The organism is Nocardia sp. NPDC006044 (assembly GCF_042871115.1).
Classification (GTDB): Bacteria; Actinomycetota; Actinomycetes; order Mycobacteriales; family Mycobacteriaceae; genus Nocardia.
This window is the reverse complement of the sequence record NZ_JBIAID010000001.1, coordinates 1,979,004-2,002,819: the sequence shown is the minus strand read 5'-3', so window position 1 is coordinate 2,002,819 and position 23,816 is coordinate 1,979,004. Positions and strand designations below refer to the sequence as shown.

Below are 23,816 nucleotides of genomic sequence, written 5' to 3'. Positions count from 1 at the left end.
CTTCGAGTCAGATCATGGGGCACGGCTACCGAATTGTCCAAATCCTTTCGGAAGCGAAACCTATTGGAACACAGAGGCTTTCGTAATGAACCTCGCAGATCGCAGCACGCACGGAATTCAGCTCGCGTTCTTCGTGCACGAGGACAGCACGACGTTCGCCGCCTGCGGCGAGGCACTGCCGAGATCCGGGAACGGCGGGGCGCTTTCACCGAGCTTGGCGACCGCCAACCGCTCCGCCTCCGCCCGCGTGGGCGCCCAGTCCGCCGCGTACTGCCCGTCCGCGCCGCGCGCGATCGCCGCGCACCCATTGGCGAACCGCACCATGATCCGGCAGTCGTACACGGCGCAATCCCGGATCGCCGCCGCGTCCGCCGCCACCCAGGTCGGCTGATCCGTCGCCTCGACCACCTTCCCGGTCCCCGGCGAAAGCGCCAGCGTCCCATAATAATTACCCGCCGCACCCGCCGGCCCCATGAAGGCAAGCGCCGCAGTGGAGGTCAGAGCCGCACCAACCGCGGCCCTACGCAGAACTGACACCAGAATCTCCCCGGTTCCAAAGAAACAAACGCGGCCCTGATCATCGCCGAGCACAACCCCACCTGTCCAGAAATCAGAGAAGCCGAACAAACCTTTCCCAACCCAGGCGTGCCGCCGAATCCGTCGCCCCAGCAATAGTTTTCAACGACACTTAGCCCATTGCAGCCGCCGGACCCGCCACCACACCGCGTACATCGACCCGCCGATCCCATTCACCCACGTTGCCCGGCCGCCTGGACCTCCCCACGGCCGCACGCCACCAGCTCGCGCAACCGCAGTATCAAAGTGGGCTCACCGTCACCCCTCACCCCCCTCCCTCCACAGGTGAACTCCCCATCGAGTCGAGTCAAAAGGTCGCTGAATGATCTTCAACAGCGACCATTTGACTCGACTCGATTGCTATCCCCAGCGGCGCAGTAGTACACAGGGAAGTTGTTCTCGCAGGTGGGGCGGCGGGGATGCGGACGCGGTGCTAGATGCTGGCTGGCATGAGGGCACAGTTGGAGAGGTTGCGGGATAAGCAGTTCGGCGTCTTCACCACCGCACAGGCGCGGATCGAATACACCAGGGCAGAGCTGCGCGCACGTTTGCGCCGTGGCGAGTGGGTGCCGGTGTTCCACGGTGTTTACCGGGAGGCGACCACGCAGCCGGGGCCGGGGCTGCGGGTCGAGGCGGCGCGCCTGTCGATGGACCTTCCGGTTTTGATCGCGGCGTACGACACGGCTGCCGAGTTGCACGGCTTCTCAGTCGCCCCACGGAACGCGACACACGTGCTGGGTGTGCAACTGTCTCGCTCGAAACAACTTGTCGTGCACCAGGATCGGCTAGACCCCGCACAGGTGGCGACGGTAAACGGGGTATTCGCAACCTCGGCCGCGCGCACCGCGATCGATCTTGCCCGCACCCTCAATAGGCTGGACGCGCTGGCCACGCTGGACACAGCCAGCCGCACTGGGCTTTCGGCGGCGGAGCTCAGCGAGGAACTCGTCCACCATCACCGCCGCCGCGGTTTCCGGCAGGCGGCCGAGCTGATCGGATTGGTGGACGGCAGAGCCGAATCACCGATGGAGTCCCGCACCCGGCTTCGCTGCATCGACGCAGGACTCCCCCACCCGCAGCCACAGCTGGAGGTCTCGACCCCCGACGGCCCTCGCCGGCTCGACCTCGGTTGGCCGCAATATCACATCGGCCTCGAATATGACAGTTTCGCTTGGCATTCCGGTCTGCACGCGGCCGCAAGAGACAACGCCCGCCACAACCATCTGGCCACCCAAGGCTGGACGATCTTCTATGCCACGGCCTTGGACGTCCTCCACCAGCCTGAACTTTTCACCGATCCCATCGGGCGAGCAATCAACCGCCATCGAGTCGAGTCGAAAGGTCGCTGATTGATCTTCAACAGCGACCTTTTGACTCGACTCGATGAGGCGGGGGCTATGGGTGACGGCCGACGAAGCAGAGGAACTGGGTTTGGAGGTCGGCGTGGGGTGGTGGGGTCAGTTTGGGGCCGAAGGCCCAGGGTTGGCGGAGGGCTTCGTCGAGGGGGCGGAGGTGGTTGTAGACGTAGGTGACGACGTCTTGGTTCAGGCGTTCGTCGCCACCGATGCCTCGGGCCAGGTCCCAGGTGTGGATGAGGACGTCTTCGGGCAGGATGCCGACGATCTCGCGAAAGGGGGTGGGGCCCTGGAAGGTGGGGATGGCGGTGTCGAGGCAGGCTGGATCGTCGATCGCTTCGGCGAGGCCGTTGCCGATGTGCTTCCACGCGGCGGCGAGGTCGGCATCGGGTGTGGTCTCGGGCAGCGAGCCCATCTCGGCGACGCTGACGCCGTGCAGCGGCTCGGGGTCGATGCCGCGGACCTGGGCCAATGTGCGGCGCTGTTCATTGATGACGTGCACGGCGACGTCGCGAACGGTCCAGTCCGGGCACGGGGTCGGGTTGTCCCATTGGTCCGGGCGGACGGCGGTGAGGCGGGCGAGGAAACCCTCGCTGGTCGCGCGGAATCGGTCGGCTGCGTCGGACATGCGGTTCTCCGGTCGGTGTCGAATACGGGATAGGTAGGAAATATCCTACCTATTGTCGATCGACAATAACCACCGCCCCCGGGCAGGCAATCAGAGACACGCCCCACATACGTCGACAGCCGCCGAAGAAACACCCTGTGACCAGGACATTCCGTTCAGCGGCTGTCGACGAACCAAAAACTCAGACGGTGAAGCCGAGGGCGCGGAGTTGTTCGCGGCCGTCTTCGGTGATCTTGTCGGGACCCCACGGGGGCATCCAGACCCAGTTGATCTTGAGGTCGTCGACCAGGCCGCTGCGGACGAGGGCATTGCGGGACTGGTCTTCGATGACGTCGGTGAGGGGGCAGGCGGCCGAGGTGAGGGTCATGTCGAGGATGGCCACCTCGTCCTGCACGGACAGGCCGTAGACCAGGCCGAGGTCGACGACGTTGATGCCGAGCTCGGGGTCGACCACGTCGCGCATGGCCTCCTCGAGGTCCTCGAGGCGCTTGATGTCCTCGGCGGACAGCTCGACCTGCTCGGTCGTCTCGGTTGCCGGTGTGTCGGTCATGCCTGGTCCCCGTTTCCCATCGAACGTTGCGCCTCTTCTGCCGAGGTTATCCGGACCACCGCGTCTTTGAACGCCATCCAGCCGAGCAAGGCGCATTTCACTCGCGCCGGGTACTTGGAGACGCCGGCGAAGGCGATGCCGTCGCCGATCATGTCCTCGTCGCCCTCGACGGTGCCGCGGCTGGAGATCATCTCGCTGTACGAGTCGACCACCTTCAATGCCTGCTGCACCGGCAGGCCGATCACCTGATCGGTGAGGACCGAGGTCGAGGCCTGACTGATCGAGCAGCCCTGACCGTCGTAGGAGACGTCGGCGACGTCGCCGTTGGCGTCGAGCTGCACGCGCAGGGTGACCTCGTCACCGCAGGTCGGGTTCACGTGGTGCACTTCGGCACCGAACGGCTCCCGCAGCCCGCGGTGATGCGGGTGCTTGTAGTGGTCCAGGATCACTTCCTGGTACATCTGCTCCATGCGCATGTTCTATGCAACCCCAAAGAAGCTCTGAGCCTTCCGCACGGCCGCGACCAGTGCGTCCACCTCGTCGAGCGTGTTGTAGGCGGCGAACGAGGCGCGTACCGCCGCGGCGGCGTCCAACCGGCGCAGCAGCGGCCACGCGCAGAAGTGGCCGACCCGGACGGCGACACCTTCGTCATCGAGAATCTGACCGACGTCGTGGGCGTGGATACCGTCGACCACGAACGACACCGCGCCACCCCGGTCCACGTTCTCGACCGGGCCGAGGATCCGGACACCGTCGATCGCGTTCAGCCCCTCGAGCGCGGCACCGACCAGCGAATGTTCGTGCTCGGCAACCGCGTCCATGCCGAGCGCTTCGAGATACCGCACGGCCGCGCCCAATCCGACCACCTGCGAGGTCATCGGCACGCCGGCCTCGAACCGCTGCGGCGGCGCCGCGTACGTGGTCGCCTCCATGGTCACGGTCTCGATCATCGAACCACCGGTGATGAACGGCGGGGTCTCGGCCAGCAGCGCGCGCCGTCCGTACAGCGCGCCGACACCGGACGGGCCGAACATCTTGTGCCCGGAGAACGCGGCGAAATCGACCTCGAGCTCACGGAAATCCACCGGCATGTGGGGCACCGACTGGCAGGCGTCGAGCACGGTCAGCGCGCCGACCGCCTTGGCCCGGCGGACCAATTCGGCGACATCGGAGATCGCACCGGTCACGTTGGACTGATGAGTGAACGCGACAACCTTGGTGGCGGGCGACAATTCGAGGGAATCGAGAGCGATCCGCCCGTCATCGGTCACGCCGTACCACTTCAGCGTCGCACCGGTCCGGCGCGCAAGCTCTTGCCACGGAACGAGATTCGCGTGATGCTCCAGCTCCGTGATGACGATCTCGTCACCGGGACCGACGTGATACGGGAACCGATCGTCGGCGAACGAGTACGTCACCAGGTTCAGCGATTCGGTCGCGTTCTTGGTGAACACGATCTCGTCGGCATAGACCCCGACGAACCGGGCGATGTCCGCGCGCGCGTTCTCGTAGGCGTCGGTCGCCTCCTCGGCCAGCTGATGCGCACCGCGGTGCACCGCGGAGTTGTGCGTGACCAGGAACTCGCGTTCGGCGTCGAGCACCGCCAGCGGCCGCTGCGAGGTCGCGCCGGAGTCCAGGTACACCAACGGTTTCCCGTCCCGAACCGTGCGGCTCAGGATCGGGAAGTCGGCCCGGATACGGGCCACGTCGAGGGTACGGACCGTGGCGGTCATATCAAGCTCCCGCAGTAGCAGTCTGAGTGAAACGGACGTAGCCGTTGGCGTCGAGTTCGTCGGCGAGTTCGGAGCCGCCCTCGGCGACGATGCGGCCGTTGACGAAGACGTGCACGAATTCCGGCTGGATGTAGCGCAGGATGCGGGTGTAGTGCGTGATCAGCAGCACGCCGCCGTTCTCCCGCTCCTTGTAGCGGTTGACGCCCTCGGAGACGATGCGCAGCGCGTCGACGTCCAGGCCGGAGTCGGTCTCGTCCAGAATGGCGATCTTCGGCTTGAGCAGGCCCAGCTGCAGGATCTCGTGCCGCTTCTTCTCGCCGCCGGAGAAGCCCTCGTTCACGTTGCGCTCGGCGAAGGCCGGGTCGATCTCCAGCTCGGCCATCGACTCCTTGACTTCCTTGACCCAGTGCCGCAGCTTGGGCGCCTCGCCGCGCACGGCGGTGGCGGCGGTGCGCAGGAAGTTCGAGGTGGAGACGCCGGGAACCTCGACCGGGTACTGCATGGCCAGGAACAGGCCCGCGCGCGCCCGCTCGTCGACCGACATCGCGAGGACGTCCTCGCCGTCGAGGGTGATCGAGCCGGAGGTCACCGTGTACTTCGGGTGGCCGGCGATGGCGTAGGACAGGGTCGACTTGCCGGAGCCGTTCGGGCCCATGATGGCGTGCGTCTCACCGGATTTGATGGTGAGGTCGACGCCCTTCAGGATCTTGATGGGTTCGCCGGAGGCGTCCGGGTTGGCGACCTCGACGTGCAGGTCCTTGATTTCCAGGGTGGTCATCGAATTCGAGTTCCTTTGTGGGAGTGAGTGCTGTGTTGTGGTGCGCGACCTGCAAGCAGTCGCGCCTCAGACGCCGACAGCGGCGAGCTCGGCCTCGATGGCCGACTCCAGCCGCTCCCGGATCTCGGGGACCGCGATCTTCTGGATGATCTCCTGGAAGAAGCCGCGCACGACCAGGCGCCGCGCCGCGTCTTCCGGGATGCCGCGGGCGCGCAGGTAGAACAGCTGCTCGTCGTCGAAGCGGCCGGTGGCGCTGGCGTGGCCGGCGCCGGCGATCTCGCCGGTCTCGATCTCCAGGTTCGGCACCGAGTCGGCGCGCGCGCCGTCGGTGAGCACCAGGTTGCGGTTCACCTCGAAGGTGTCGGTGCCTTCGGCGGCGGCGCGGATCAGCACGTCGCCGACCCACACGGTCCGCGCGTCGCCCTTGGGCGAGGCCGGATCGCCTTGCAGCGCACCCTTGTACAGCACGTTCGACTTGCAGTTCGGCTGCGAGTGGTCGACCAGCAGACGCTGCTCGAAGTGCTGTCCGGCGTCGGCGAAGTAGAGGCCGAGCAGTTCGGCGTCGCCGCCGGGGCCCGCGTAGCGGACGGTTCCGGTGAGCCGGACCAGGTCGCCGCCGAGGGTGACGGCGATGTGGCGCAGCGTGGCGTCGCGGCCGAGCAGCGCGTGGTGCGCGGTCGCGTTGACCGCGTCGTCGGCCCAGTCCTGCACCGCGACGACGGTCAGCTTGGCGCTGTCGCCGAGCACGAATTCGACGTTCTCCGCGTAGGTTCCGCTGCCCCGCTGATCGATGACCACGGTGGCGGCGGCGAAGTTGCCGAGCCGGATCTGCAAGTGGCCGTAGGCGGTCCGGTCCGCACCGGGGCCGGTGACCGTGACGACCACCGGCTCGGCGACCTCGGACTCCGCGCCGACCGACACGATGGTGGCCGATTCGAAGCCCGAGAAGGCCTGGGCGGCAACGCGATCCGCCGGAGTTCCGGCGGCGCCGAGGCGCTCGTCGGCGCGTCCGACGGTTTCCACCCGGACGCCCTCGACCGAGCTGACCTCGACCGTGGCCTGACCGTCGCGCACCGCGGAGCCGTCGTGCAGCCCGCGCAGCCGGCGCAGCGGGGTGAACCGCCACTCCTCGTCGCGGCCCGAGGGCACCTCGAAGGCATTGACGTCGAACGAGGTGAAGACCTCGCCCTTGTTGGTCGCGGCCCCAGCGCCCGGGTTCTGAATCGGCTTCGCGGGGTTCTCGCCCTCGACCGCTCCAATGACACCTGTCGCCATCAGCCGACGGCTCCTTCCATCTGCAGCTCGATGAGCCGGTTCAGTTCCAACGCGTATTCCATCGGCAGTTCCTTGGCGATGGGCTCGACGAAGCCGCGCACCACCATGGCCATGGCCTCGTCCTCGGTCATGCCGCGGCTCATCAGGTAGAACAGCTGGTCCTCGGACACCTTCGACACGGTGGCCTCGTGACCCATGGTCACATCGTCCTCGCGGATGTCGACGTACGGGTAGGTGTCCGAGCGGCTGATCGTATCGACAAGCAGCGCATCGCATTTCACCGTCGACCTCGACGCGTGCGCGCCCTTGTTCACCTGAACCAGGCCGCGGTAGGAAGCCCGGCCGCCGCCGCGCGCCACCGACTTGCTGATGATGTTCGAGGAGGTGTGCGGCGCCAGGTGCAGCATCTTCGCGCCGGTGTCCTGGTGCTGGCCCTCGCCGGCGAACGCCACCGAGAGCACCTCGCCGCGCGCGTACTCGCCGGTCATCCAGACCGCCGGGTACTTCATGGTCACCTTGGAGCCGATGTTGCCGTCGACCCACTCCATGGTCGCGCCCGCCTCCGCCTTGGCCCGCTTGGTGACCAGGTTGTAGACGTTGTTCGACCAGTTCTGGATGGTGGTGTAGCGGCAGCGGCCGCCCTTCTTCACGATGATCTCGACCACCGCGGAGTGCAGCGAGTCCGACTTGTAGATCGGCGCGGTGCAGCCCTCGACGTAGTGCACGTAGGCACCCTCGTCGACGATGATCAGGGTCCGCTCGAACTGGCCCATGTTCTCGGTGTTGATCCGGAAGTAGGCCTGCAGCGGGATGTCGACGTGCACGCCCGGCGGCACGTAGATGAACGAGCCACCCGACCACACGGCGGTGTTCAGCGCGGAGAACTTGTTGTCGCCGGCCGGGATCACCGAACCGAAGTACTGCTGGAACAGCTCCGGGTGCTCCTTCAACGCCGTGTCGGTGTCGAGGAAGATGACGCCCTGCTTCTCCAGATCCTCACGGATGGAGTGGTAGACGACCTCGGACTCGTACTGCGCCGCGACACCGGAGACCAGGCGCTGCTTCTCCGCTTCGGGGATGCCGAGCTTGTCGTAGGTGTTCTTGATGTCCTCGGGCAGGTCGTCCCAGGTGGCCGCCTGCTTCTCGCTGGAGCGGACGAAGTACTTGATGTTGTCGAAGTCGATGCCGTCGAGGTTGGAACCCCAGTTCGGCATGGGCTTGCGATCGAAGATGCGCAGCGCCTTGAGCCGGATGTCCAGCATCCAGTCCGGCTCGCTCTTCTTCGCCGAGATGTCGCGGACAACCGCCTCGGACAGGCCTCGTTGCGCGCTGGCACCGGCCACATCCGAATCGGCCCAGCCGTAACCGTATTTGCCCAGGGAAGCGATGGTCTCTTCCTGAGTGAGCGGTTGCACCTGGTCGGTGGTCGTCGTCATTCGGCACTCCTTCCGGAGTCGTTCGTTCGTACCGCTGCGGGCTGTGCAGCGATTTCTGGTGAAGTTTTTTTGGTGATCGGTAGTACGAGCAGCGGCACGTGGGTCGTGCACGCGCAGTCGCCGTTGGCGATCGTGGCCAGCCGCTGCACGTGCGTGCCGAGCAGGTCACGGAACGCTTCGAGTTCCGCCTCGCACAGCTGCGGGAATTCCTCCGCGACGTGTGCGACCGGGCAGTGGTGCTGGCAGATCTGCACGCCGGTGCCCACCTTGCGGGTGGTGGCGGCGAAACCGGCGTCGGTGAACGCGTCCGCGATCTCCTCGGCCTTGGCCTCGGTGCGTTGCGGCGTGTGCTCCTCCACCGGTGCGATCCCGGCCACGATAGTCCGGGCCCGTTTCCGGGCGAACTCGGCGATGGCCTGTTCGCCGCCGATCTCGCCGAGCTGACGGATCGCGGCACCGGCCAGGTCGTCGTAGGCGTGCCCCAGTTGGCCACGGCCCGCGGCGGTGAGCTGATACTGCTTGGCGGGACGGCCGCGCCCCTTCTGCTGCCATGGCGCGGACCGGCTGGCCCGGGCCTGACCCGAGTCGATCAGCGCGTCCAGATGCCGCCGGACGCCGGCCGGGGCGAGACCCAGCGTGGTGCCGATGGCGGTCGCGGTGATCGGGCCCTCCTCCAGCAGCAGCTGGACGATGGCCGCGCGGGTGTGTCCCTCGCCTGCGGTCGCGGGCGCAGCAGCGGACCCGGTACCGGCCTTACGACCAGCCCTTTCGTCCTCATCCCGCAAACCCACGGTTTTCACAACATCAGTGTGGCGGAATTCGTTCCCGAAATCTAATAAGGGTGCCCTGAGTTATCCGGGCGCGTGACCTGCGCAGACCGTTGGCGCGGGGTGCGGCGGGGAGGCGATCCGCGGTGCCGCGGAGTTGCAGGCCGGTACGCGAGTAGGCCGTTATTCGAGCCGAGACTTGAAACGTGCCCAAATATGGGCTTTGAACTGCCGGTTCGGCGAACGACCGCAGACCGCCGCGACATGCGAGCAGTTCGCCGTCCGCGCCCCGGGCTGCTCGGCCGCCGAAGTTTCGATGGTCGCTTCGGCGCTGATTGCGCTCAGTGCGATACGTCACACATGGTCATTCGCCCACCTCGCCGAAACCGTTCGGCGGACGGTAACGAGCTTCCTCGGCACCTCCCGCGGCGGGCCCACGGCCTCCTCCCGGTTTGCTGTCCAGGTGGTAACCGGCCTCGGATTCCGCAGCGGCCGCCACCACCCGTTCCTCGACCGAGGCGGCCTGCTCCACCTCGACCATTCCGGTGTCCACATCCGAGGACCCGGTGCCCGACTCGCCGGTGTCCGGCGCGCCCGGTTCGCCGTTCGGCAGGCCTGCCTCGGTGAACGTCACCCGGATCAGCCGTTCCATCGCCGTCGCCACCGTGTGCAACGGCGCCGCCGAGCGCCGCACCCGGGACAGGATGGTCGCGCCCTCGTACGCGGCGACCACCGTGGTGGCCAGCTCCCCCGCGTCCTGCGCGGACAGCCCCAGCTCGGCGAGCAGCCCGGCGAACGCCTGCTCCATCGCCTCGAACGCGGTGGCGCAGGCCGCGCGGATCGACTCGGCATCACTGCCGCCGTCCAGCGCGGGCGTGCCGATCGGACATCCGTCGTCCCATTCCGAGGTGGCCAGTTTGCGCACCATGAACTCGAAAATGGTGGTGGTCGTGGCGAAGACGTCGGTCGGCGCCTGCCGGATCATCCGCCCGGTGAGCGTCCCGGTGCCGGTGATCGCGGCCACCGCGATCTCCTCCTTGCCGCCTGGAAAGTGGTGGTAGATGGAGCCATACGGCAATCCGGCCGCCTCGCTCAACGCCTTCAGACCGAACCCGTGATACCCGTGCCGCGCGAGTAGCCGGCACGCGGCGACTTCGATCCGCCGCCTGGACTCCGAAACCATGTGTCCGATTGTGCCCCGGTCGGCGGCGCTGCCGACCGGAACGAGCAGCGCCGTCACCGGTCTGTGCCGGGACCGCGCCCCTTATGCTTCGTCTCGTGGCGGTACTGGAGGGCGCGCGGCGCAGGACACTGGCATTCGGGCGCCGGGCACTCGGGTTGGACGTGCCGACCGCCGATCACACGATCGCGGTCCTGCACCAGGACGAGACCGAGGTTCCCGGCCTCGACCGGAAAGAGCGCGTCCAACTGGACCGCATCCGCCTGATGGGCGCCACCGGAACCGTCCTGATGGCGATCAGCGCCCTGGGCATCGGCGCCCAGCCGGTCCACCAGAACCCCACCTCCGGCGTCCGCGTCCTCGGCATCTTCGCCCGCGCCCACACCGGCTCCCTCGCCATGTGCATGACCGGCACCGTCGTCGTGGTCCTCGCCTGGTTGCTACTGGGGCGCTTCGCCGTCGGCGGCATCGGGGGGTCTCCCCTGCACCGGCTCAGCCGCTCCCAGCTCGACCGCACGCTCCTGCTCTGGATCATCCCGCTCAGCCTCGCGCCGCCGTTGTTCAGCAACGACGTGTATTCCTATCTGGCCCAAAGCGAAATCGCGGCCCGCGGCATCGATCCGTACCAAGAGGGCCCGGTCGCCGGGCTCGGCATCGACAACGTACTGACCAACAACGTGCCGAACATCTGGCGCGACACCCCGGCGCCGTACGGGCCGCTGTTTCTCTGGCTCGGTCGCGGCATCGCCGAGATCACCGGGGACAACATCATCGCGGGCGTATGGGTGCACCGGATGCTCGCGCTGGCCGGCGTCGCGCTGATCGTCTGGGCGCTGCCGCGACTGTCGGTGCGTTGCGGCGTCGCGCCGGTGAGCGCGCTGTGGCTGGGCGCCGCGAATCCGCTGGTGCTGTTCCATCTCGTGGGCGGCGTGCACAACGACGCGCTGATGCTCGGATTGATGCTGGCCGGAATGGAGTTCTGCCTGCGGGCCATCGAAGACATCCATCCGTTCGACGGCCGGGCCTACACGTGGCTGATCGGCGGGGCGATCGTCATCACGCTGTCGTCCTCGGTGAAGCTCACCTCGATCGTCGCGCTCGGGTTCGTCGGCATGGCGTTGGCGCGACGCTGGGGCTTCAACCTGCGCAACGTGCTCATCGCCGCGGCGATGCTCGGCGCCATCGCCATCGGCACCACCCTGTTCATCGGGTCGATGAGCGGGCTCGGCTTCGGGTGGATCCACACGCTCAATGTCGCGAACAAGGTACGCAGCTGGATGTCGGTACCGACGGTGCTCGGCATCATCACCGGGTTCGGCGGGGTGTTGCTCGGACTCGGCGACCACACCACCGCGCTGTTGAGCATCACCCGCCCGATCGCGGCGGTGGTCGCGGGCTTCCTCACGGTGCGCATGCTCGTCGCCACCGGTGTCGGCCGGCTGCATCCGGTCGGCGCGCTCGGCGTCTCGATGGGTGCGATCGTGCTGTTGTTCCCGGTGGTACAGCCCTGGTACGTGCTGTGGGCGATCGTGCCGCTGGCCGCCTGGGCGACCAGGCCGGCGTTCCGCGTTCCGGCCGTGGCCTTCTCGGCGGTGGTCAGCGTCATCCTGATGCCGCGCGGCGCCGACCTCGAGGTATTCCAGATCGTCGGCGCCGCGATCGCCACCGTGATCGTCTCGGTGCTGTTCATCGTGATCACCCGGAACAAACTGCCGTGGCGGGCGCAGCAGGGGGTGTCGGCTCCGTCACAACTGCCCACCTCTTACGGTGTGACATCGTGAACCGAGCCTCCGGACCTGCCGTTCGCGTCGACGGTGTCGTCAAGCGTTATGGCGAGACCACGGCGGTCGACGGGTTGAGCTTCGATGTCGAACGCGCGCAGGTGCTTGCCCTGCTCGGGCCGAACGGGGCCGGCAAGACCACGACGGTGGAGATGTGTGAGGGGTTCGTTACTCCGGACGCGGGGGCGGTGCGGGTGCTGGGGCTGGATCCGATCGCGGATTCGGATCGGTTGCGGCCGCGGATCGGGGTGATGTTGCAGGGGGGCGGGGCGTACCCAGGGGCCAAGGCCGGGGAGATGCTCGATCTGGTGGCCGCCTATTCCGCCGATCCGTTGGATCCGGAGTGGTTACTGAAAACCCTCGGGCTACAGGACAATCGGGGGACGCCGTATCGGCGGTTGTCGGGTGGGCAGCAGCAGCGGCTGGCGTTGGCCTGTGCACTGGTCGGGAAGCCGGAGATCGTGTTCCTGGACGAGCCGACGGCCGGGCTGGACGCCCAGGCGCGGCTCATCGTGTGGGAGTTGATCGACGCGTTGCGGCGCGACGGGGTGACGGTGGTGCTCACCACGCATCTGATGGACGAGGCCGAACAGCTGGCCGATCAGCTGGTGATCATCGACCACGGCCGGATCGTCGCCTCCGGGACGCCCGCCGAGGTCACCGCACACGGCGCCGCCGGTCAGTTACGTTTCTGCGCCCCACCGAAACTCGATCTCGAACTGCTGAAATCGGCGCTGCCGGAAGGTTTCTCGCCGCGCGAGACGACTCCGGGCACGTATCTGGTGGAGGGCGAGATCAATCCGCAGGTGCTGGCCACGGTGACCGCGTGGTGTGCGCGAGTGAACGTGCTGGCCACCGACATCCGGATCGATCAGCGCAGGCTCGAAGACGTCTTCCTGGAACTCACCGGACGGGACCTACGCGGATGACTCAGCCCGACCTGACCGCCAACCGCTTCACCCCGGGCACCTTCGCCCCGGACCCGCGGCCGAGCTCACGTGCGGCGATGATGCTCGCGCAGACCCGGCTCGAGCTGATCCTGTTGCTGCGCAACGGCGAACAGCTGCTGCTGACCATGTTCATCCCGATCACGTTGCTGGTCGGGCTCACCCTGCTGCCGTTCGGCGACCTCGGCGACGACCGGGTGGACAAGATCGTGCCCGCGGTGATGATGGTCGCGGTCATGTCCACCGCGTTCACCGGCCAGGCCATCGCGGTCGGCTTCGATCGCCGCTACGGCGCGCTGAAACGCCTCGGCGCGACCCCGCTCCCGCGCTGGGGCATCATCGCGGGCAAGAGCGCCGCCGTGCTGATCGTCGTTGTGCTGCAAGCGATTCTGCTCGGCGCCATCGGCTTCGCGCTCGGCTGGCGACCCGAGCCGGCCGGACTCGCGCTGGGCGCGCTGGTGATCGCGCTCGGCACCGCCACATTCGCGGCCATGGGGCTGCTGCTGGGCGGCACGCTGAAGGCGGAGATCGTGCTGGCGCTGGCGAACATCCTGTGGTTCGTCATGCTCGGCATCGCCAGCATCGTGTTCGCCTCCGACGACCTGCCCACCGCGGTGAATGTGCTTGCCCGCCTGGTCCCCTCGGGCGCGCTGGCGGTCACCCTGGAGGACGCGATGCGCAGCAGCGTCGACTGGTTCGGCATCGCCGTGCTCGCCGGGTGGGGCGTGGTCTCGGGGTTGTTCGCCGCGCGGTACTTCCGCTTCGAGTAGACCGCCGAGACGGTACCAACGACAGCGTGTAGTTGACCGTGCTCTACCATCGTGACGTGCTGTATCGCGCCTTTCTGCGACTCGTCGACAAGCTGCCGCTGCCCTCGCTGCGGGTGCAGCGACTGACCGCGATCGCGGTCATCCTCACGCAGGCGGGCATCGCGGTCACCGGGGCCGTCGTCCGGGTCACCGCCTCCGGCCTCGGCTGCCCGACCTGGCCGCGGTGCTTCCCCGGCAGCTTCACCCCGATCGGCGTCTCCGAGGTGCCGGTGCTGCATCAGGCCGTCGAGTTCGGCAACCGGCTGCTGACTTTCGTCGTCTCGCTGTTCGCCGCGCTGATCGTGCTCGCGGTGATCCGCGCCCGGCGCCGCCGCGAGGTGCTGATCTACGCCTGGCTGATGCCCGGCGGCACGGTCCTGCAAGCCGTCATCGGCGGCATCACCGTGCGCACCGGCCTGCTCTGGTGGACCGTCTCGGTGCATCTGCTCGCCTCGATGCTGATGGTCTGGCTGTCCGTGGTGCTCTACGCGAAGATCAGCGAACCCGACGACGGCGTCGACACCGTGCAGGCGCCCGCGCCGCTGCGCTGGCTCACCGCTCTGAGCGGTGTCGCTCTGAGCGGCGTGCTGATCGCCGGCACGCTGGTCACCGCCGCCGGGCCGCACGCGGGCGACAAGAGCATCGAGCGTCAGGTCGAGCGCCTGCAGATCGAGATCGTCACTCTCGTGCACCTGCATTCGCAGCTGCTCGTCGGCTATCTGGCGCTGCTGATCGGCCTCGGCTTCGGCCTGTTCGCGGTCGGCACCACCCCCGCGATCCGCAAACGCCTGTTCGTGCTGCTCGCCCTCGTCTGCTCGCAATCCCTGGTCGGCATCGTGCAGTACTTCACCGACGTCCCGGCCGCCCTGGTCGTCATCCACGTCGGCGGAGCCGCCGCCTGCGTCGCCGCCACCGCCGCCCTCTGGGCATCCCTGCGCACCCACGAACCCCTCCCGGTCACCACCACCGCGAAGCAGTCCGCCTGACCTGACGTCGACCGGGCGAGATTCGTGCTGCACGGCCCGGACCCGTCAGCCCGAGGTCGCGCGGATCTTCTAGCATCGTCCCAGTGACGCAACCATTTCCGGAGATCGAGCCGTACGCACACGGACTGCTCGAGGTCGGCGACGGTAACCGGATCTACTGGGAGACCAGCGGCAATCCGGACGGCAAGCCCGCCCTGGTGGTGCACGGCGGACCGGGTAGCGGGGGCAAACGCGGCGCGCGGAGGAATTTCGATCCGGCCGTCTACCGCATCGTGCTGTTCGATCAGCGTGGGTGCGGCGCGAGCCTGCCGCATGCCTCGGATCCGGCAGTCGATATGGCGCACAACACCACCGAGCACCTGATCGCAGACATGGAACGCCTCCGCGCGCACCTCGGCATCGAGCGGTGGCTGCTGTACGGCGGTTCCTGGGGTTCGACGCTGATCCTCGCCTACGCCGAACGCTATCCCGCGCGAGTGTCGGAGATCGTGCTGGTCAGCGTCACGATGACCAGGCCGGAGGAGACCGACTGGCTCTACCGCGGCGTCGCGCGCTTCCTGCCGGGCCCGTGGGAGACGTTCCGCGACGGAGTCCCGGAATCCGAGCGCGAGGGGAATCTCGTTGCCGCGTATAGCCGTTTGATGAACGACCCCGATCCGGACGTGCGCGCGACCGCGGCCCGCGACTGGTGCGCGTGGGAAGACGCTGTCATCGCGCATGAAACCCTCGGCCACCCAGGGGCATACAGCGACAAACCCGATGACGCGCTGCTCGCCTTCGTCCGGATCTGCACACACTACTTCGCCAACGACGCCTGGATTCCGGACGGACGACTCCTGGACGAGGCGCACAAGCTCGCCGGCATCCCGGGCGTGCTGATCCACGGACGACTCGATCTCGGCACACCGCTTCAGAATGCCTGGCAGCTGGCACAGGCCTGGCCGGACGCGGAATTGCGCGTCATCGACAAATCCGGCCACACCGGCAGCCCGGCGATGCGCGCGGCCATCCTCGACGCGCTCGCGCGCTTCGGCCGCCGCTAGGGTGCGAGCGCTGCCCGGACGAAGCCGAGGAGGTCGGTGCGGACCCGGGTCTGATCCAGTCCGTCCGCGCCGGCCCGGATCGCGGAGAGTAACGCGGACAACAGGATCGAGAGCAGGAGCTCGCCGGTCAGACGGGGGTCGAGGGCGGAGTCCATGTAGCCGAGGGCGATTCCGTGCTTGATCCACGCGGTGGCTTCGTCGCCGTACATGGTGAGGTTCTGGATCGAGCGCTCGGCTACCCGATCGTCGATCGAGGTTGCCTCGAGCAGGATGAAGGTCACCAAACCCGGTTCGTCTTCGACCAATTCGTAGCACTGGTCGATGACCCGGGCCGACAGCACACAGAACTCGTCCAGCGTCCGCGGCCGCTCGCCGGCCACCGCCCGGCGGAACACCCGGTCGCGGATCAACTCGAAATAGTGGTCGATGACCGCGTCGAGGATGTCGCGCTTGCTGGTGAAGTAGTTGTAGAAGGTGCCGTGGCTGACTCCGGCGCGGGCGACGATATCGGCGACGACCACCGCGCGATACCCCTTGTCCACGAATAGCTCGTAGGCGGAGAAAACGAGTTCCGCGCGGCGTTTAGCGGCATCCATCACACGGTTCCAGCGACGGAATCGCTTGGCCGCAAGGCCTTTTCGAGCATGGTGAGCACCCCGGCGGTGACCCGCTCGCGTGCCTGGGGCGTGTTGTCCCCACGCATTTCCTGCAACAGCGCGGGCACCACCAGGGTCATCGTAATGTGCGCGGTCACTTCGGGATCGATGTCCGCGCGAATCCAGCCCGCCGCCACCCCGCGCCGAAGTTCCTGCGCCACAAAGGTACTGACGAGCAGTTCCAGTCCGAGCAGTCGTTCGCTGAGCTCCTTGTCGATCGCGCTCGCCTCGACGAGCACCAGCCGGATGAAGTCCGGATCGTGTTCGAGCATCGCGTACAACCGCACGATGGCCGCCCGCACGCCGGCCAGCAGCTCCTCGGCCGACGTCGGGCGGCTCAGCAGCGTATGCGGCTCCAACGCGCCGATGAGCTTCTCGACCCCGAAATCGACCACCTGGTCGAGGATTTCGCGCTTGCTCGCGAAGTACCGGTACACCGTCCCCTGCCCGATACCGGCGTGTGCGGCGACATCGGAGATCGCGGTCGCCTCATACCCGCGCTCGACGAACACGGCATACGCCGACTCGATGATCTGCCGCCTGCGCCGTTCCGGCAGACCGGCCAGCGGTGGCCGGCCACGACGGGCGGCCCGGGGCTGCTCCGGCACAGCACTCCTTCGTCAGAACCAGCACAAACAGCTCGTCAGCCTATCAACGCGCCGGTGCCTCGCCCTTGGGGCCATAGTCGACGACCTGCCAGTTGCCGCCGTTCTCGGCCACGGTGACCACCAGCAGGTTCGGCACGGTGGCCGGCGTGGGCTGCTGGATGTTCTGCGTCTTCTGCGTCGCGAACACCGTCACGGAGTACTGATCGTTGCCTTGCGCGTCCACCGTGGCGCCGAGCACCTGCCCGGTCGCCACCACCTGCGCCTCGTTCATGATCTTCGCCAGCGTGTCGTGCACCTCGTCGTAGCGCTTGCGCAGCGCGTCCGAGGTGCCGCGCTGCACGCCGTCGAAGAACCCGGGCAGGTTCTTGTAGTCGTAGGTGAGCGAGCGCAGCGTGTAGTCCTTCGCAATCTCGGCGGCCTTGTCCCGGTCGGCGTTCTGCTGACGCAGCGCGCTGAGATCGTCGGAGGTGGACTGCCAGGACAGGCCGAGCGCGATGCTGAGCACGGTGAGCAGCACCGTCAGGCCGGCCAGGAGGTAGCCGATGCCGTTGCGCCGCACACCTTTCGGTTCCGTATCGGTTTCGGGCGCTTCGGTGGTTTCGTTCGTGGTCATGCGGTCCTCAACTCTCTAGTTCGGAACGTCGAGCGTGATGCGGGCGGTGCCGTTTTCCGGGAAGGTGGCCGACAGCAGGTCGATGATCGAACCCGCGTCCACCCGAACGGGTTTCAGCACGCTGGTGGACGGCTTCAGCGCGGTGGCGATGTGCGCGAGATCGGGGCCGAGCACCGCGAGGTACTGATCGATCTTCTGCACCAGCGGTCCGAGCGGCTCGTCCCAGATGTGCTCGCCCGCATAGGAATAGCCCTGGAAGCTGTTGATCAGGTGCACCACCTCGGGCAGCACCGAGGTGAAATCGCCGGCCCAGCCGCCGATCACCGGCCCGTACCCGTCGAAGTTCTCGGCGAGGTCCTGACTGTTCACATACAGCCGGGTGATCTCGTCACGCTTGTCGTGCAGCATCCGCGCCGTCATGGTGAGCGCCCGGGTGAGGTTGGCGATCTCCTTCTCCCGGCCGGCGTAACCCTGGGACAGGATGGTGGCGAGCTGCTCGATCTTCACCGGATCGATCTGCGCGTTCAGCACATCCAGCTTGGCCAGCGCCTCGCTGACCGTGGTCGCGATGCGCACCTGGTGCGCGGGGATCACGCTGCCGTCGCCGAGATAGGGCCCGGCCAGGCCGGTCGGGCGGAAGTCCATGAACTGCTCGCCCGCCGCGGACAGATTGCTGACGTGCACCTCGCTGCCGATCGGCACCCGGTACTTCGCGTCCAGCTCGATCCGCACCGCCAGCCCGGTGCCGGTGGCGGTGATCGCCCGCACCTTGCCGATCCGCATGCCGCGTAGGTCGACCTGGGAGGTCTGCATCAGCCCGCCGGACGAATCCATCAGCACCGTCACGGTATTCGTCGTGCGGCGCGGATCGATGTCGAGCACGCCGACGGCCATGTACGCCGCGCACACCACCGTCATGACCAGCAGCAGGGCCAGCGAGACCGGACCGGAGAGCTTCATCGGACCATTCCCATCGAGCGCAGTACGTGGATCATCTGGTCCGCGCGGTCCGACGCGTCGGCGGCGATCGCGTCCGCGCCGACCCGCTGCACCCGGATGTTCGGCGGCGCGCTGAAGAACGGGATCAGCTTGTCGCGCAACAACCGGTTCATCGTGTCGACGTTCATCGGGACCGTGGTGTCCGCGCTCCCGATGGTGCGCGCCGCCGGCGCCAGGATGCTGATCACGTCGTGCAGGTCGCCCCGTAGGGGCAACGCGAGATCGCCTACATATCTGGCCAATTCGCCGCCGTCGATGATCAGCTGAACCAAGCCGAACAGCACGTCGGACAGACCGGCCGCCCGGCTCGGCCCGAGGGTGAGCGTGCGGTCGACATTGTCCTTGTTCGCCTCCAGGGTGGTCGTCACGCTGGCCGCGGCCGCCAGGATCCGGTCGATGTCCGCGCCGTGCGTGGCCAGATCGTGCAGCGCGTTCTTGCCGCCGGCCAGGATGCGCGACAGATCCGCCGGATCGGCCGGGAACGAGGCGTTGACGCTCGAGACCAGCTCCTGCATTTCGCCGAAACGCCCGCCGGTCACGATGTTCGACAGCGCCCGCAGGATGTCCTCCACGTTCGCGGCGGGCACGGTGCGCGAGCGCGGGATGACGTCGCCGTTCACCAGGAACGGCGGGCCCGCGTTCGGCGGCGCCTGCAATGCGATGTGGATGTCGCCGAGGATGGTGCTCTGGCGCAGTTCCGCGGTGGCCGACTTAGGCAGTCGCACATCCGATTTCAGGTCGACGGTGGCGACGGCGGTGTCCCCGGCCAGCTCGATCCGGTCGAGCATGCCGACCTCGACCCCCTCGGAGATCACCTTGGCCCGGTCCGGCAGGTTCAGCACCGAACCGAATTCGATCCGGATCGAGAAGGTGTCCCCCGCCAGGTACGTTCCGGGGATGGGCACGTCGGTCGCGCGCAGTCCACAACCGGTCAGCAACAGCATCGCGGCGAGCGCGGGTATCAGTCGTTTCACGGTGCCCCCAACGATCCGAGGATCACCTGGACCAGGCCCGGCTGACTGCCGTCCGCCGATTCATAGTGCGGCGGCCGGTAATTCACCCGCACGGCGCCGGTTGCCGGGTCGAACACCTGGGTCACCTGATTCGCCAGCGGCGGCAACTGCACGAGCAGATCGACGATGCTGCCCGCCAGCACCGCGTATCGGTGCGCCTCCGGCACGATCCGGTCCAGGAACTCGTAGGACTGCTGGTCGTACTTGCCGACATTGCGGGCGATCACCGGCAGGAATTGCAGCGCGAGATCGACCGCCCTGGACAGTTCCGCGGAAAAGCCGTCGACCAATTGGACACCGTTCTTCAGATTGTCCAGCAGCGCCTGCATATCCGGCCAGTTGGTGATGAACATGGTGGTGAGCTGATCGAGGTTGTCCACCAGTCTGCGGATCACCACATCGCGGTCCGCCGGATCGCCGACGACCTGAGACAGGCGTTGCAGCAGGGCGTTCCACTGCGGACCGGTGCCGTCGAGGGAGCGGACCGCCCCGGAGATCGTCTGGTCGAGCAGGGCGTCCGAGGGCGCACCCGGCGTCGGCGACTGCTGCCCGCCGAGCAGGTCGCCGGAGAGCTTGCCGAGCGCGTCCAGCGCCTCGCTGATGCCGACCGGCGTCTTGGTGCGTTCCAGCGGAATGCAGTGCGCCGTGTCGAATTTCGGTCCGCCGGTGTAGGTCTTGGTCAGCTCGACGTGCCGGTCGGTGACGATCGAGCTGGACATGGTCACCGCCTTGATATCGGCGGGCAGGTCGCGCTTGCCGTCGATGCTCATCGTCACCTTCATGCGATCGCCGAGCGCCTCGATGCCGGAGACGGTGCCGATCTCCACGCCGAGCATGGTGACCGTGTTGCCTTCGTAAAGCCCTACGGTGTCGGTGAATTCGGCGCACATGGTCTGCTTGGCGGGCCGCACCCGGTCCATCCAGGTCGCGCCGCTCACCCCGACCACCACCGCGACGGTGACCACCACGGCGGCGATCACCGAACCCGCTCTGCCCCGAGCCCGCATCAGCACGCCCTCCCCTCGTACGGAATGCACAGTGCCGGACCGCGAATCACGCTGGCGGACTGGTCGATGGTCACCCCGTCCGCGCCGAGCATGGCCGAGATCTTCCCGATGAAGTCCTTGATCCCCGCGATCACCGCGTCGAGCCGGCCGGGATCCTGCACGAGTTTGTTGAACAGCGCCTCGAACTCCGCGACGGACGGCTCGATCGAATCGCCGTAGGCCAGCAGCGGCCGATGCAGAACCGCGAAGAACCGCTTCAACAGCTCGAAGACCTGGACAACCTCGCCCCTGCGCTGCCCGAGCACCACCGCGACGACGCCGAGCTCCCGCACGAAGTCGGCGAGCACGGCCCGATCGGTGGCGATCGCGCCGACGTACTCGTCGGACACCCGCACCGCAGAGTCCAGTTGGTTCGACCGCTCGGCCAGCACGCCGGTCAGGTCGTTGAAGTTGCCGATGATCGAGCGCACCGCGTCCGGCTGACCGGCCAGCGCGGCGTTCACCTCGGCGATGGTGCCGCGCAGCGTGGTGCCGTCGACCTGGTTCAGCACCGGGGTGGCGACGTCGATGATGTCGGTCAGCTCGAACGGGGTGACCGTCCGTTCCGGCGGAATGTGCTTGCCGCCCAGCGCTGACTCCCCCTGCGGAGCCAGCGACAGGTAGTGCCCGCCGATCGGGGTCAGCATCTTCACCGCCACCGACGAGGTGTCACCGACGTGCACCTCGCGGTCCACGCCGAAGCGCACCTCGACGTGATCGCCGACCAGTTCCACCGAACGGACCTGCCCCACTTTGATTCCCGCGATCCGCACTTCGTCGCCGGTGCGGGCCCCGCCGGAGCTGCGGAAGTCGGCGATATAGGACTGCTCGCCGAACGGCACCACATAGAGCACCGCGGCGGCCAGCAGCGCGAGCACGCTCACCAGCACTCCCGCGATCCCCCAGCGCAATTGAGACCAGGATTCCGACTTCTCGCCGCGCAGTTGCTTCAGCTCGCCGAACAGCCGCACCGGCAACCCGGCCAGTTGCCTTGCCGCACCGGTCATTTGCACACCACCAGCCTCTGATTGCCGAGCACGACATTGCCGATGCCGGGCAGCCCGAGTTGCCCGCCCGCGCAGGAATACGTCTTCGCCTCGCCGCCGGCGGGAATGTTCTGGTTGAGCCCGGTGAGCAACGACGGCACCAGCGAGAGGATCTCGACCAGCTGATCGGTCTGCGGCAACAGCCTGCGCAGCAACCCGTCCAGCGGCAGATAGCTCTGGTCGTAGGCGCCTTGCAACTCCTCGAGCAACGGAATGAGCGGCACCAGCGTGCGGTTGGCCTGTTCGATGGCGGTGATGATGCTCGCGGTCCGGCTGCCGAACGCGCTCAGCACGCCGTTCAGCTGTTTGACCAGATCGCCTACCGCCGCGGACTTTCCGCCGATCGACCGGGAGATCTCGCCCAGGTTGTGGATCAGCAGCACGACCACCGCCTCGCTGCTCTTGGCGTGCTCGGTGAGCCGGTCCAGATCGGCCAGCGCGGGCCCGATGCCACTGCCGTCGCCCTGCAACACCCGCAGGATGTTGGTGCCGAACTGGTTGAGCTGCGCGGTATCCAGCGTCTCGAACAGCGGCTTGAAACCGTTGAACAGCTTGGACACATCGAAACTCGGGATGGTGCGTTCCACCGGAATGGTGGCGCCCGCGCCGAGCCGCACCCCGCCGGTCTTCGGAGTGATCAACTCGATGTAGCGCTGCCCGATCAGATCCTGGTATCGCACAGCGGCTTCGGTGTTGTCGAACACCGGACGCTGCCGGTCGACGGTGAACCGCACCCGGGCCCGCGGACCGTCCAGTGCCACGTTGTCGACCTTCCCGACCGCGACACCGGACATCCGCACCACGTCTCCGGTGTAGAGCCCCGAGATATCGGTGAAGACCGCGTCGTAGGAGACCTTGTCCTCCGGCACCGGCGTATTCAGCGCGGCCACGATGAAAGCCGAGCACACCGCGACGATCGCGACGAAGACGCCGAGCTTGACGGCCGCGCCGGTCACACTGTTCATCGCGGCACCCCGATGATCGAATCGGCCAGATACGGCATGTTTTTCACGATCACCTCGAGCTGGAGCTGCACCCGGCCGTCGACCACCGGGAACACGCTGTCGATCCGGGCGAGCAAGGCGGGCAGCCGGTTGTACGCGGGCGCGACGGTGCCGATGGACGCGCTGATCGGCACCACCAGATCCAGCACGCCGCCCAGAATGACCGCCAGATCGGGGTTGTCCCGGCGCAAGAGATCGGTGACCGGCAGCAGCAGCGCGGTGTCCAAGGTGGACAGCGAATGCTTTGTCCGCTCCCGGTTCTCGGCCGAGCCGAAGTACTCGCTGTTGTCGAGCACGCCGAGGATCACGTCGACCACCGGCGGTGTCGTCTGCGCGACGCCTGTGCTGACGTCCGCGCCGATATCCAGGTAATGCGCCAGCGGCGCACGCTGATTCATGGCGAGCACCCTGGCGGTGGCGAAGAACGACTGCACCGCGGGACCGAGCGAAGCGGTGTTGTCCAGCAGCAGATCGAACAGCGCCCGCACGGTGTCGGAATCGAGCACCTGGGTCAGCCGCGCCGCCCGGCGGAACACGCTCGACACGGTCGCGTTGCTCGCGTTGGCCCCGATGGACAGCGTGGTGTTCTCCGGCAGCCGCCCGCCGTGCCCGGTGTTCACCAATTCGATTGCGCTGGAACCGAAGATGTTCGACGAGGTGAACCGCGCCGACACGTCGTCGGTGAGCGCGGCGGCCTGCGCGCGATCCAACGCCAGCACGATGCGCTGGTGCCCGTAGTCGACGGTCTGCACCGTGCGCACGGTGCCGATGCCGTAGCCGCGGAACTTCACCTCCGCGCCCGGCGCGAGCCCCTCGCCGAGGGTGGCCGCGTCGATGGTCAGGGTGAACTGGCCGGCGAACTTCCCCTGCGCGTACTGCGTGGTGAACACGGCCACCACCAGGATGACGGCCGCGACGACCAGCCCGCGCAGCCGCAGCATCCACCGTCCGGCGGCACGCCCTGAATGATCAACGAATATCGGCACG

The 23,816-nt window shown here is 67.4% G+C and carries 25 protein-coding genes; 6 read left to right on the top strand and 19 right to left on the bottom strand.

Going from position 1 to position 23,816, the window contains the following annotated elements; all coding sequences use genetic code 11:
* Positions 1–117: 117 nt before the first annotated feature.
* Entirely contained in the window at positions 118–537 is a 420-nt protein-coding gene (locus tag ACFYO1_RS09510; RefSeq protein WP_387228779.1) for a DUF4189 domain-containing protein, read from the bottom strand.
* A gap of 476 nt (positions 538–1,013) precedes the next feature.
* Here ACFYO1_RS09510 and ACFYO1_RS09505 point away from each other — a divergent pair, with 476 nt between their 5' ends.
* A complete protein-coding gene (locus tag ACFYO1_RS09505) occupies positions 1,014–1,925 on the top strand; it encodes a type IV toxin-antitoxin system AbiEi family antitoxin domain-containing protein (RefSeq protein ID WP_387228777.1) in 912 nt (303 codons plus the stop codon).
* A gap of 46 nt (positions 1,926–1,971) precedes the next feature.
* On the opposite strand, the gene ACFYO1_RS09500 is transcribed toward ACFYO1_RS09505, so the two are convergent.
* The 9 genes from ACFYO1_RS09500 to ACFYO1_RS09460 all read right to left on the bottom strand — a co-directional run bounded on the left by ACFYO1_RS09500 (position 1,972) and on the right by ACFYO1_RS09460 (position 10,281).
* A complete protein-coding gene (locus ACFYO1_RS09500) occupies positions 1,972–2,559 on the bottom strand; it encodes a TIGR03086 family metal-binding protein (RefSeq protein ID WP_387228776.1) in 588 nt (195 codons plus the stop codon).
* A 181-nt stretch (positions 2,560–2,740) separates the two neighbouring features.
* On the bottom strand, positions 2,741–3,109 hold the full coding sequence (locus ACFYO1_RS09495) for a metal-sulfur cluster assembly factor (RefSeq protein WP_387228773.1): 369 nt from the start codon (positions 3,107–3,109) through the stop codon (positions 2,741–2,743).
* On the bottom strand, positions 3,106–3,585 hold the full coding sequence (gene sufU, locus ACFYO1_RS09490; RefSeq protein ID WP_150404403.1) for a Fe-S cluster assembly sulfur transfer protein SufU: 480 nt from the start codon (positions 3,583–3,585) through the stop codon (positions 3,106–3,108). The genes ACFYO1_RS09495 and sufU overlap by 4 nt, the downstream gene beginning before the upstream one ends.
* Positions 3,586–3,588: 3 nt before the next feature.
* On the bottom strand, positions 3,589–4,842 hold the full coding sequence (locus ACFYO1_RS09485; RefSeq protein WP_387228771.1) for a cysteine desulfurase: 1,254 nt from the start codon (positions 4,840–4,842) through the stop codon (positions 3,589–3,591).
* Between the two features lies 1 nt (position 4,843).
* Positions 4,844–5,620 (bottom strand): Fe-S cluster assembly ATPase SufC, encoded by a 777-nt coding sequence (gene sufC, locus ACFYO1_RS09480; RefSeq protein WP_387228770.1) that lies wholly within the window; start codon positions 5,618–5,620, stop codon positions 4,844–4,846.
* 66 nt (positions 5,621–5,686) lie between these two features.
* Complete coding sequence (gene sufD / locus ACFYO1_RS09475; RefSeq protein WP_387228768.1) at positions 5,687–6,895, bottom strand: Fe-S cluster assembly protein SufD; 1,209 nt, start codon at positions 6,893–6,895, stop codon at positions 5,687–5,689.
* Positions 6,895–8,331, bottom strand: a complete 1,437-nt coding sequence (gene sufB / locus ACFYO1_RS09470; protein ID WP_387228765.1) for a Fe-S cluster assembly protein SufB — start codon at positions 8,329–8,331, stop codon at positions 6,895–6,897. Before sufB ends, sufD begins: the two co-directional genes overlap by 1 nt.
* Positions 8,328–9,131, bottom strand: coding sequence for a helix-turn-helix transcriptional regulator (locus tag ACFYO1_RS09465; protein WP_387228763.1), 804 nt, complete (start codon positions 9,129–9,131; stop codon positions 8,328–8,330). Before ACFYO1_RS09465 ends, sufB begins: the two co-directional genes overlap by 4 nt.
* A 331-nt stretch (positions 9,132–9,462) precedes the next feature.
* Complete coding sequence (locus tag ACFYO1_RS09460; RefSeq protein WP_387228762.1) at positions 9,463–10,281, bottom strand: TetR/AcrR family transcriptional regulator; 819 nt, start codon at positions 10,279–10,281, stop codon at positions 9,463–9,465.
* Positions 10,282–10,364: 83 nt separating this feature from the next.
* On the opposite strand from ACFYO1_RS09460, the gene mptB reads away from it, so the two are divergent.
* From mptB to pip, 5 genes are all read left to right on the top strand, one after another.
* A complete protein-coding gene (mptB, locus tag ACFYO1_RS09455; protein ID WP_387228760.1) occupies positions 10,365–12,059 on the top strand; it encodes a polyprenol phosphomannose-dependent alpha 1,6 mannosyltransferase MptB in 1,695 nt (564 codons plus the stop codon).
* A complete protein-coding gene (locus tag ACFYO1_RS09450) occupies positions 12,056–12,988 on the top strand; it encodes an ABC transporter ATP-binding protein (protein ID WP_387228758.1) in 933 nt (310 codons plus the stop codon). Before mptB ends, ACFYO1_RS09450 begins: the two co-directional genes overlap by 4 nt.
* Positions 12,985–13,776 carry an ABC transporter permease gene (locus tag ACFYO1_RS09445; protein ID WP_387228756.1) on the top strand — a complete coding sequence of 264 codons (792 nt, stop codon included), beginning with the start codon at positions 12,985–12,987 and terminating at the stop codon, positions 13,774–13,776. Before ACFYO1_RS09450 ends, ACFYO1_RS09445 begins: the two co-directional genes overlap by 4 nt.
* 56 nt (positions 13,777–13,832) lie before the next feature.
* Positions 13,833–14,801, top strand: coding sequence for a heme A synthase (locus ACFYO1_RS09440; protein WP_387231799.1), 969 nt, complete (start codon positions 13,833–13,835; stop codon positions 14,799–14,801).
* Positions 14,802–14,884: 83 nt separating this feature from the next.
* A complete protein-coding gene (gene pip / locus ACFYO1_RS09435) occupies positions 14,885–15,844 on the top strand; it encodes a prolyl aminopeptidase (RefSeq protein WP_387228754.1) in 960 nt (319 codons plus the stop codon).
* On the opposite strand, the gene ACFYO1_RS09430 is transcribed toward pip, so the two are convergent.
* Genes ACFYO1_RS09430 through ACFYO1_RS09390 form a run of 9 tightly spaced genes read right to left on the bottom strand, consistent with a single transcriptional unit; the run spans position 15,841 to position 23,815 of the window.
* Complete coding sequence (locus ACFYO1_RS09430; protein ID WP_387228753.1) at positions 15,841–16,440, bottom strand: TetR/AcrR family transcriptional regulator; 600 nt, start codon at positions 16,438–16,440, stop codon at positions 15,841–15,843. The two genes, pip and ACFYO1_RS09430, sit on opposite strands and share 4 nt — an antisense overlap.
* Positions 16,440–17,108, bottom strand: a complete 669-nt coding sequence (locus tag ACFYO1_RS09425) for a TetR/AcrR family transcriptional regulator (protein ID WP_387228752.1) — start codon at positions 17,106–17,108, stop codon at positions 16,440–16,442. Before ACFYO1_RS09425 ends, ACFYO1_RS09430 begins: the two co-directional genes overlap by 1 nt.
* A 43-nt stretch (positions 17,109–17,151) precedes the next feature.
* The gene (locus ACFYO1_RS09420; RefSeq protein WP_387228750.1) at positions 17,152–17,721 is read right to left on the bottom strand and encodes a hypothetical protein; all 570 of its coding nucleotides are present in this window, start codon (positions 17,719–17,721) and stop codon (positions 17,152–17,154) included.
* Between the two features lie 15 nt (positions 17,722–17,736).
* Entirely contained in the window at positions 17,737–18,681 is a 945-nt protein-coding gene (locus tag ACFYO1_RS09415) for an MlaD family protein (RefSeq protein WP_387228748.1), read from the bottom strand.
* Positions 18,678–19,694, bottom strand: a complete 1,017-nt coding sequence (locus ACFYO1_RS09410) for an MlaD family protein (protein ID WP_387228746.1) — start codon at positions 19,692–19,694, stop codon at positions 18,678–18,680. Before ACFYO1_RS09410 ends, ACFYO1_RS09415 begins: the two co-directional genes overlap by 4 nt.
* Entirely contained in the window at positions 19,691–20,740 is a 1,050-nt protein-coding gene (locus ACFYO1_RS09405) for an MCE family protein (protein WP_387231797.1), read from the bottom strand. Before ACFYO1_RS09405 ends, ACFYO1_RS09410 begins: the two co-directional genes overlap by 4 nt.
* Positions 20,740–21,786, bottom strand: a complete 1,047-nt coding sequence (locus ACFYO1_RS09400; RefSeq protein WP_387228744.1) for an MlaD family protein — start codon at positions 21,784–21,786, stop codon at positions 20,740–20,742. The genes ACFYO1_RS09405 and ACFYO1_RS09400 overlap by 1 nt, the downstream gene beginning before the upstream one ends.
* On the bottom strand, positions 21,783–22,790 hold the full coding sequence (locus ACFYO1_RS09395; RefSeq protein WP_387228742.1) for an MlaD family protein: 1,008 nt from the start codon (positions 22,788–22,790) through the stop codon (positions 21,783–21,785). The genes ACFYO1_RS09400 and ACFYO1_RS09395 overlap by 4 nt, the downstream gene beginning before the upstream one ends.
* A complete protein-coding gene (locus ACFYO1_RS09390; RefSeq protein ID WP_387228740.1) occupies positions 22,787–23,815 on the bottom strand; it encodes an MlaD family protein in 1,029 nt (342 codons plus the stop codon). Before ACFYO1_RS09390 ends, ACFYO1_RS09395 begins: the two co-directional genes overlap by 4 nt.
* Position 23,816 lies beyond the last annotated feature (1 nt).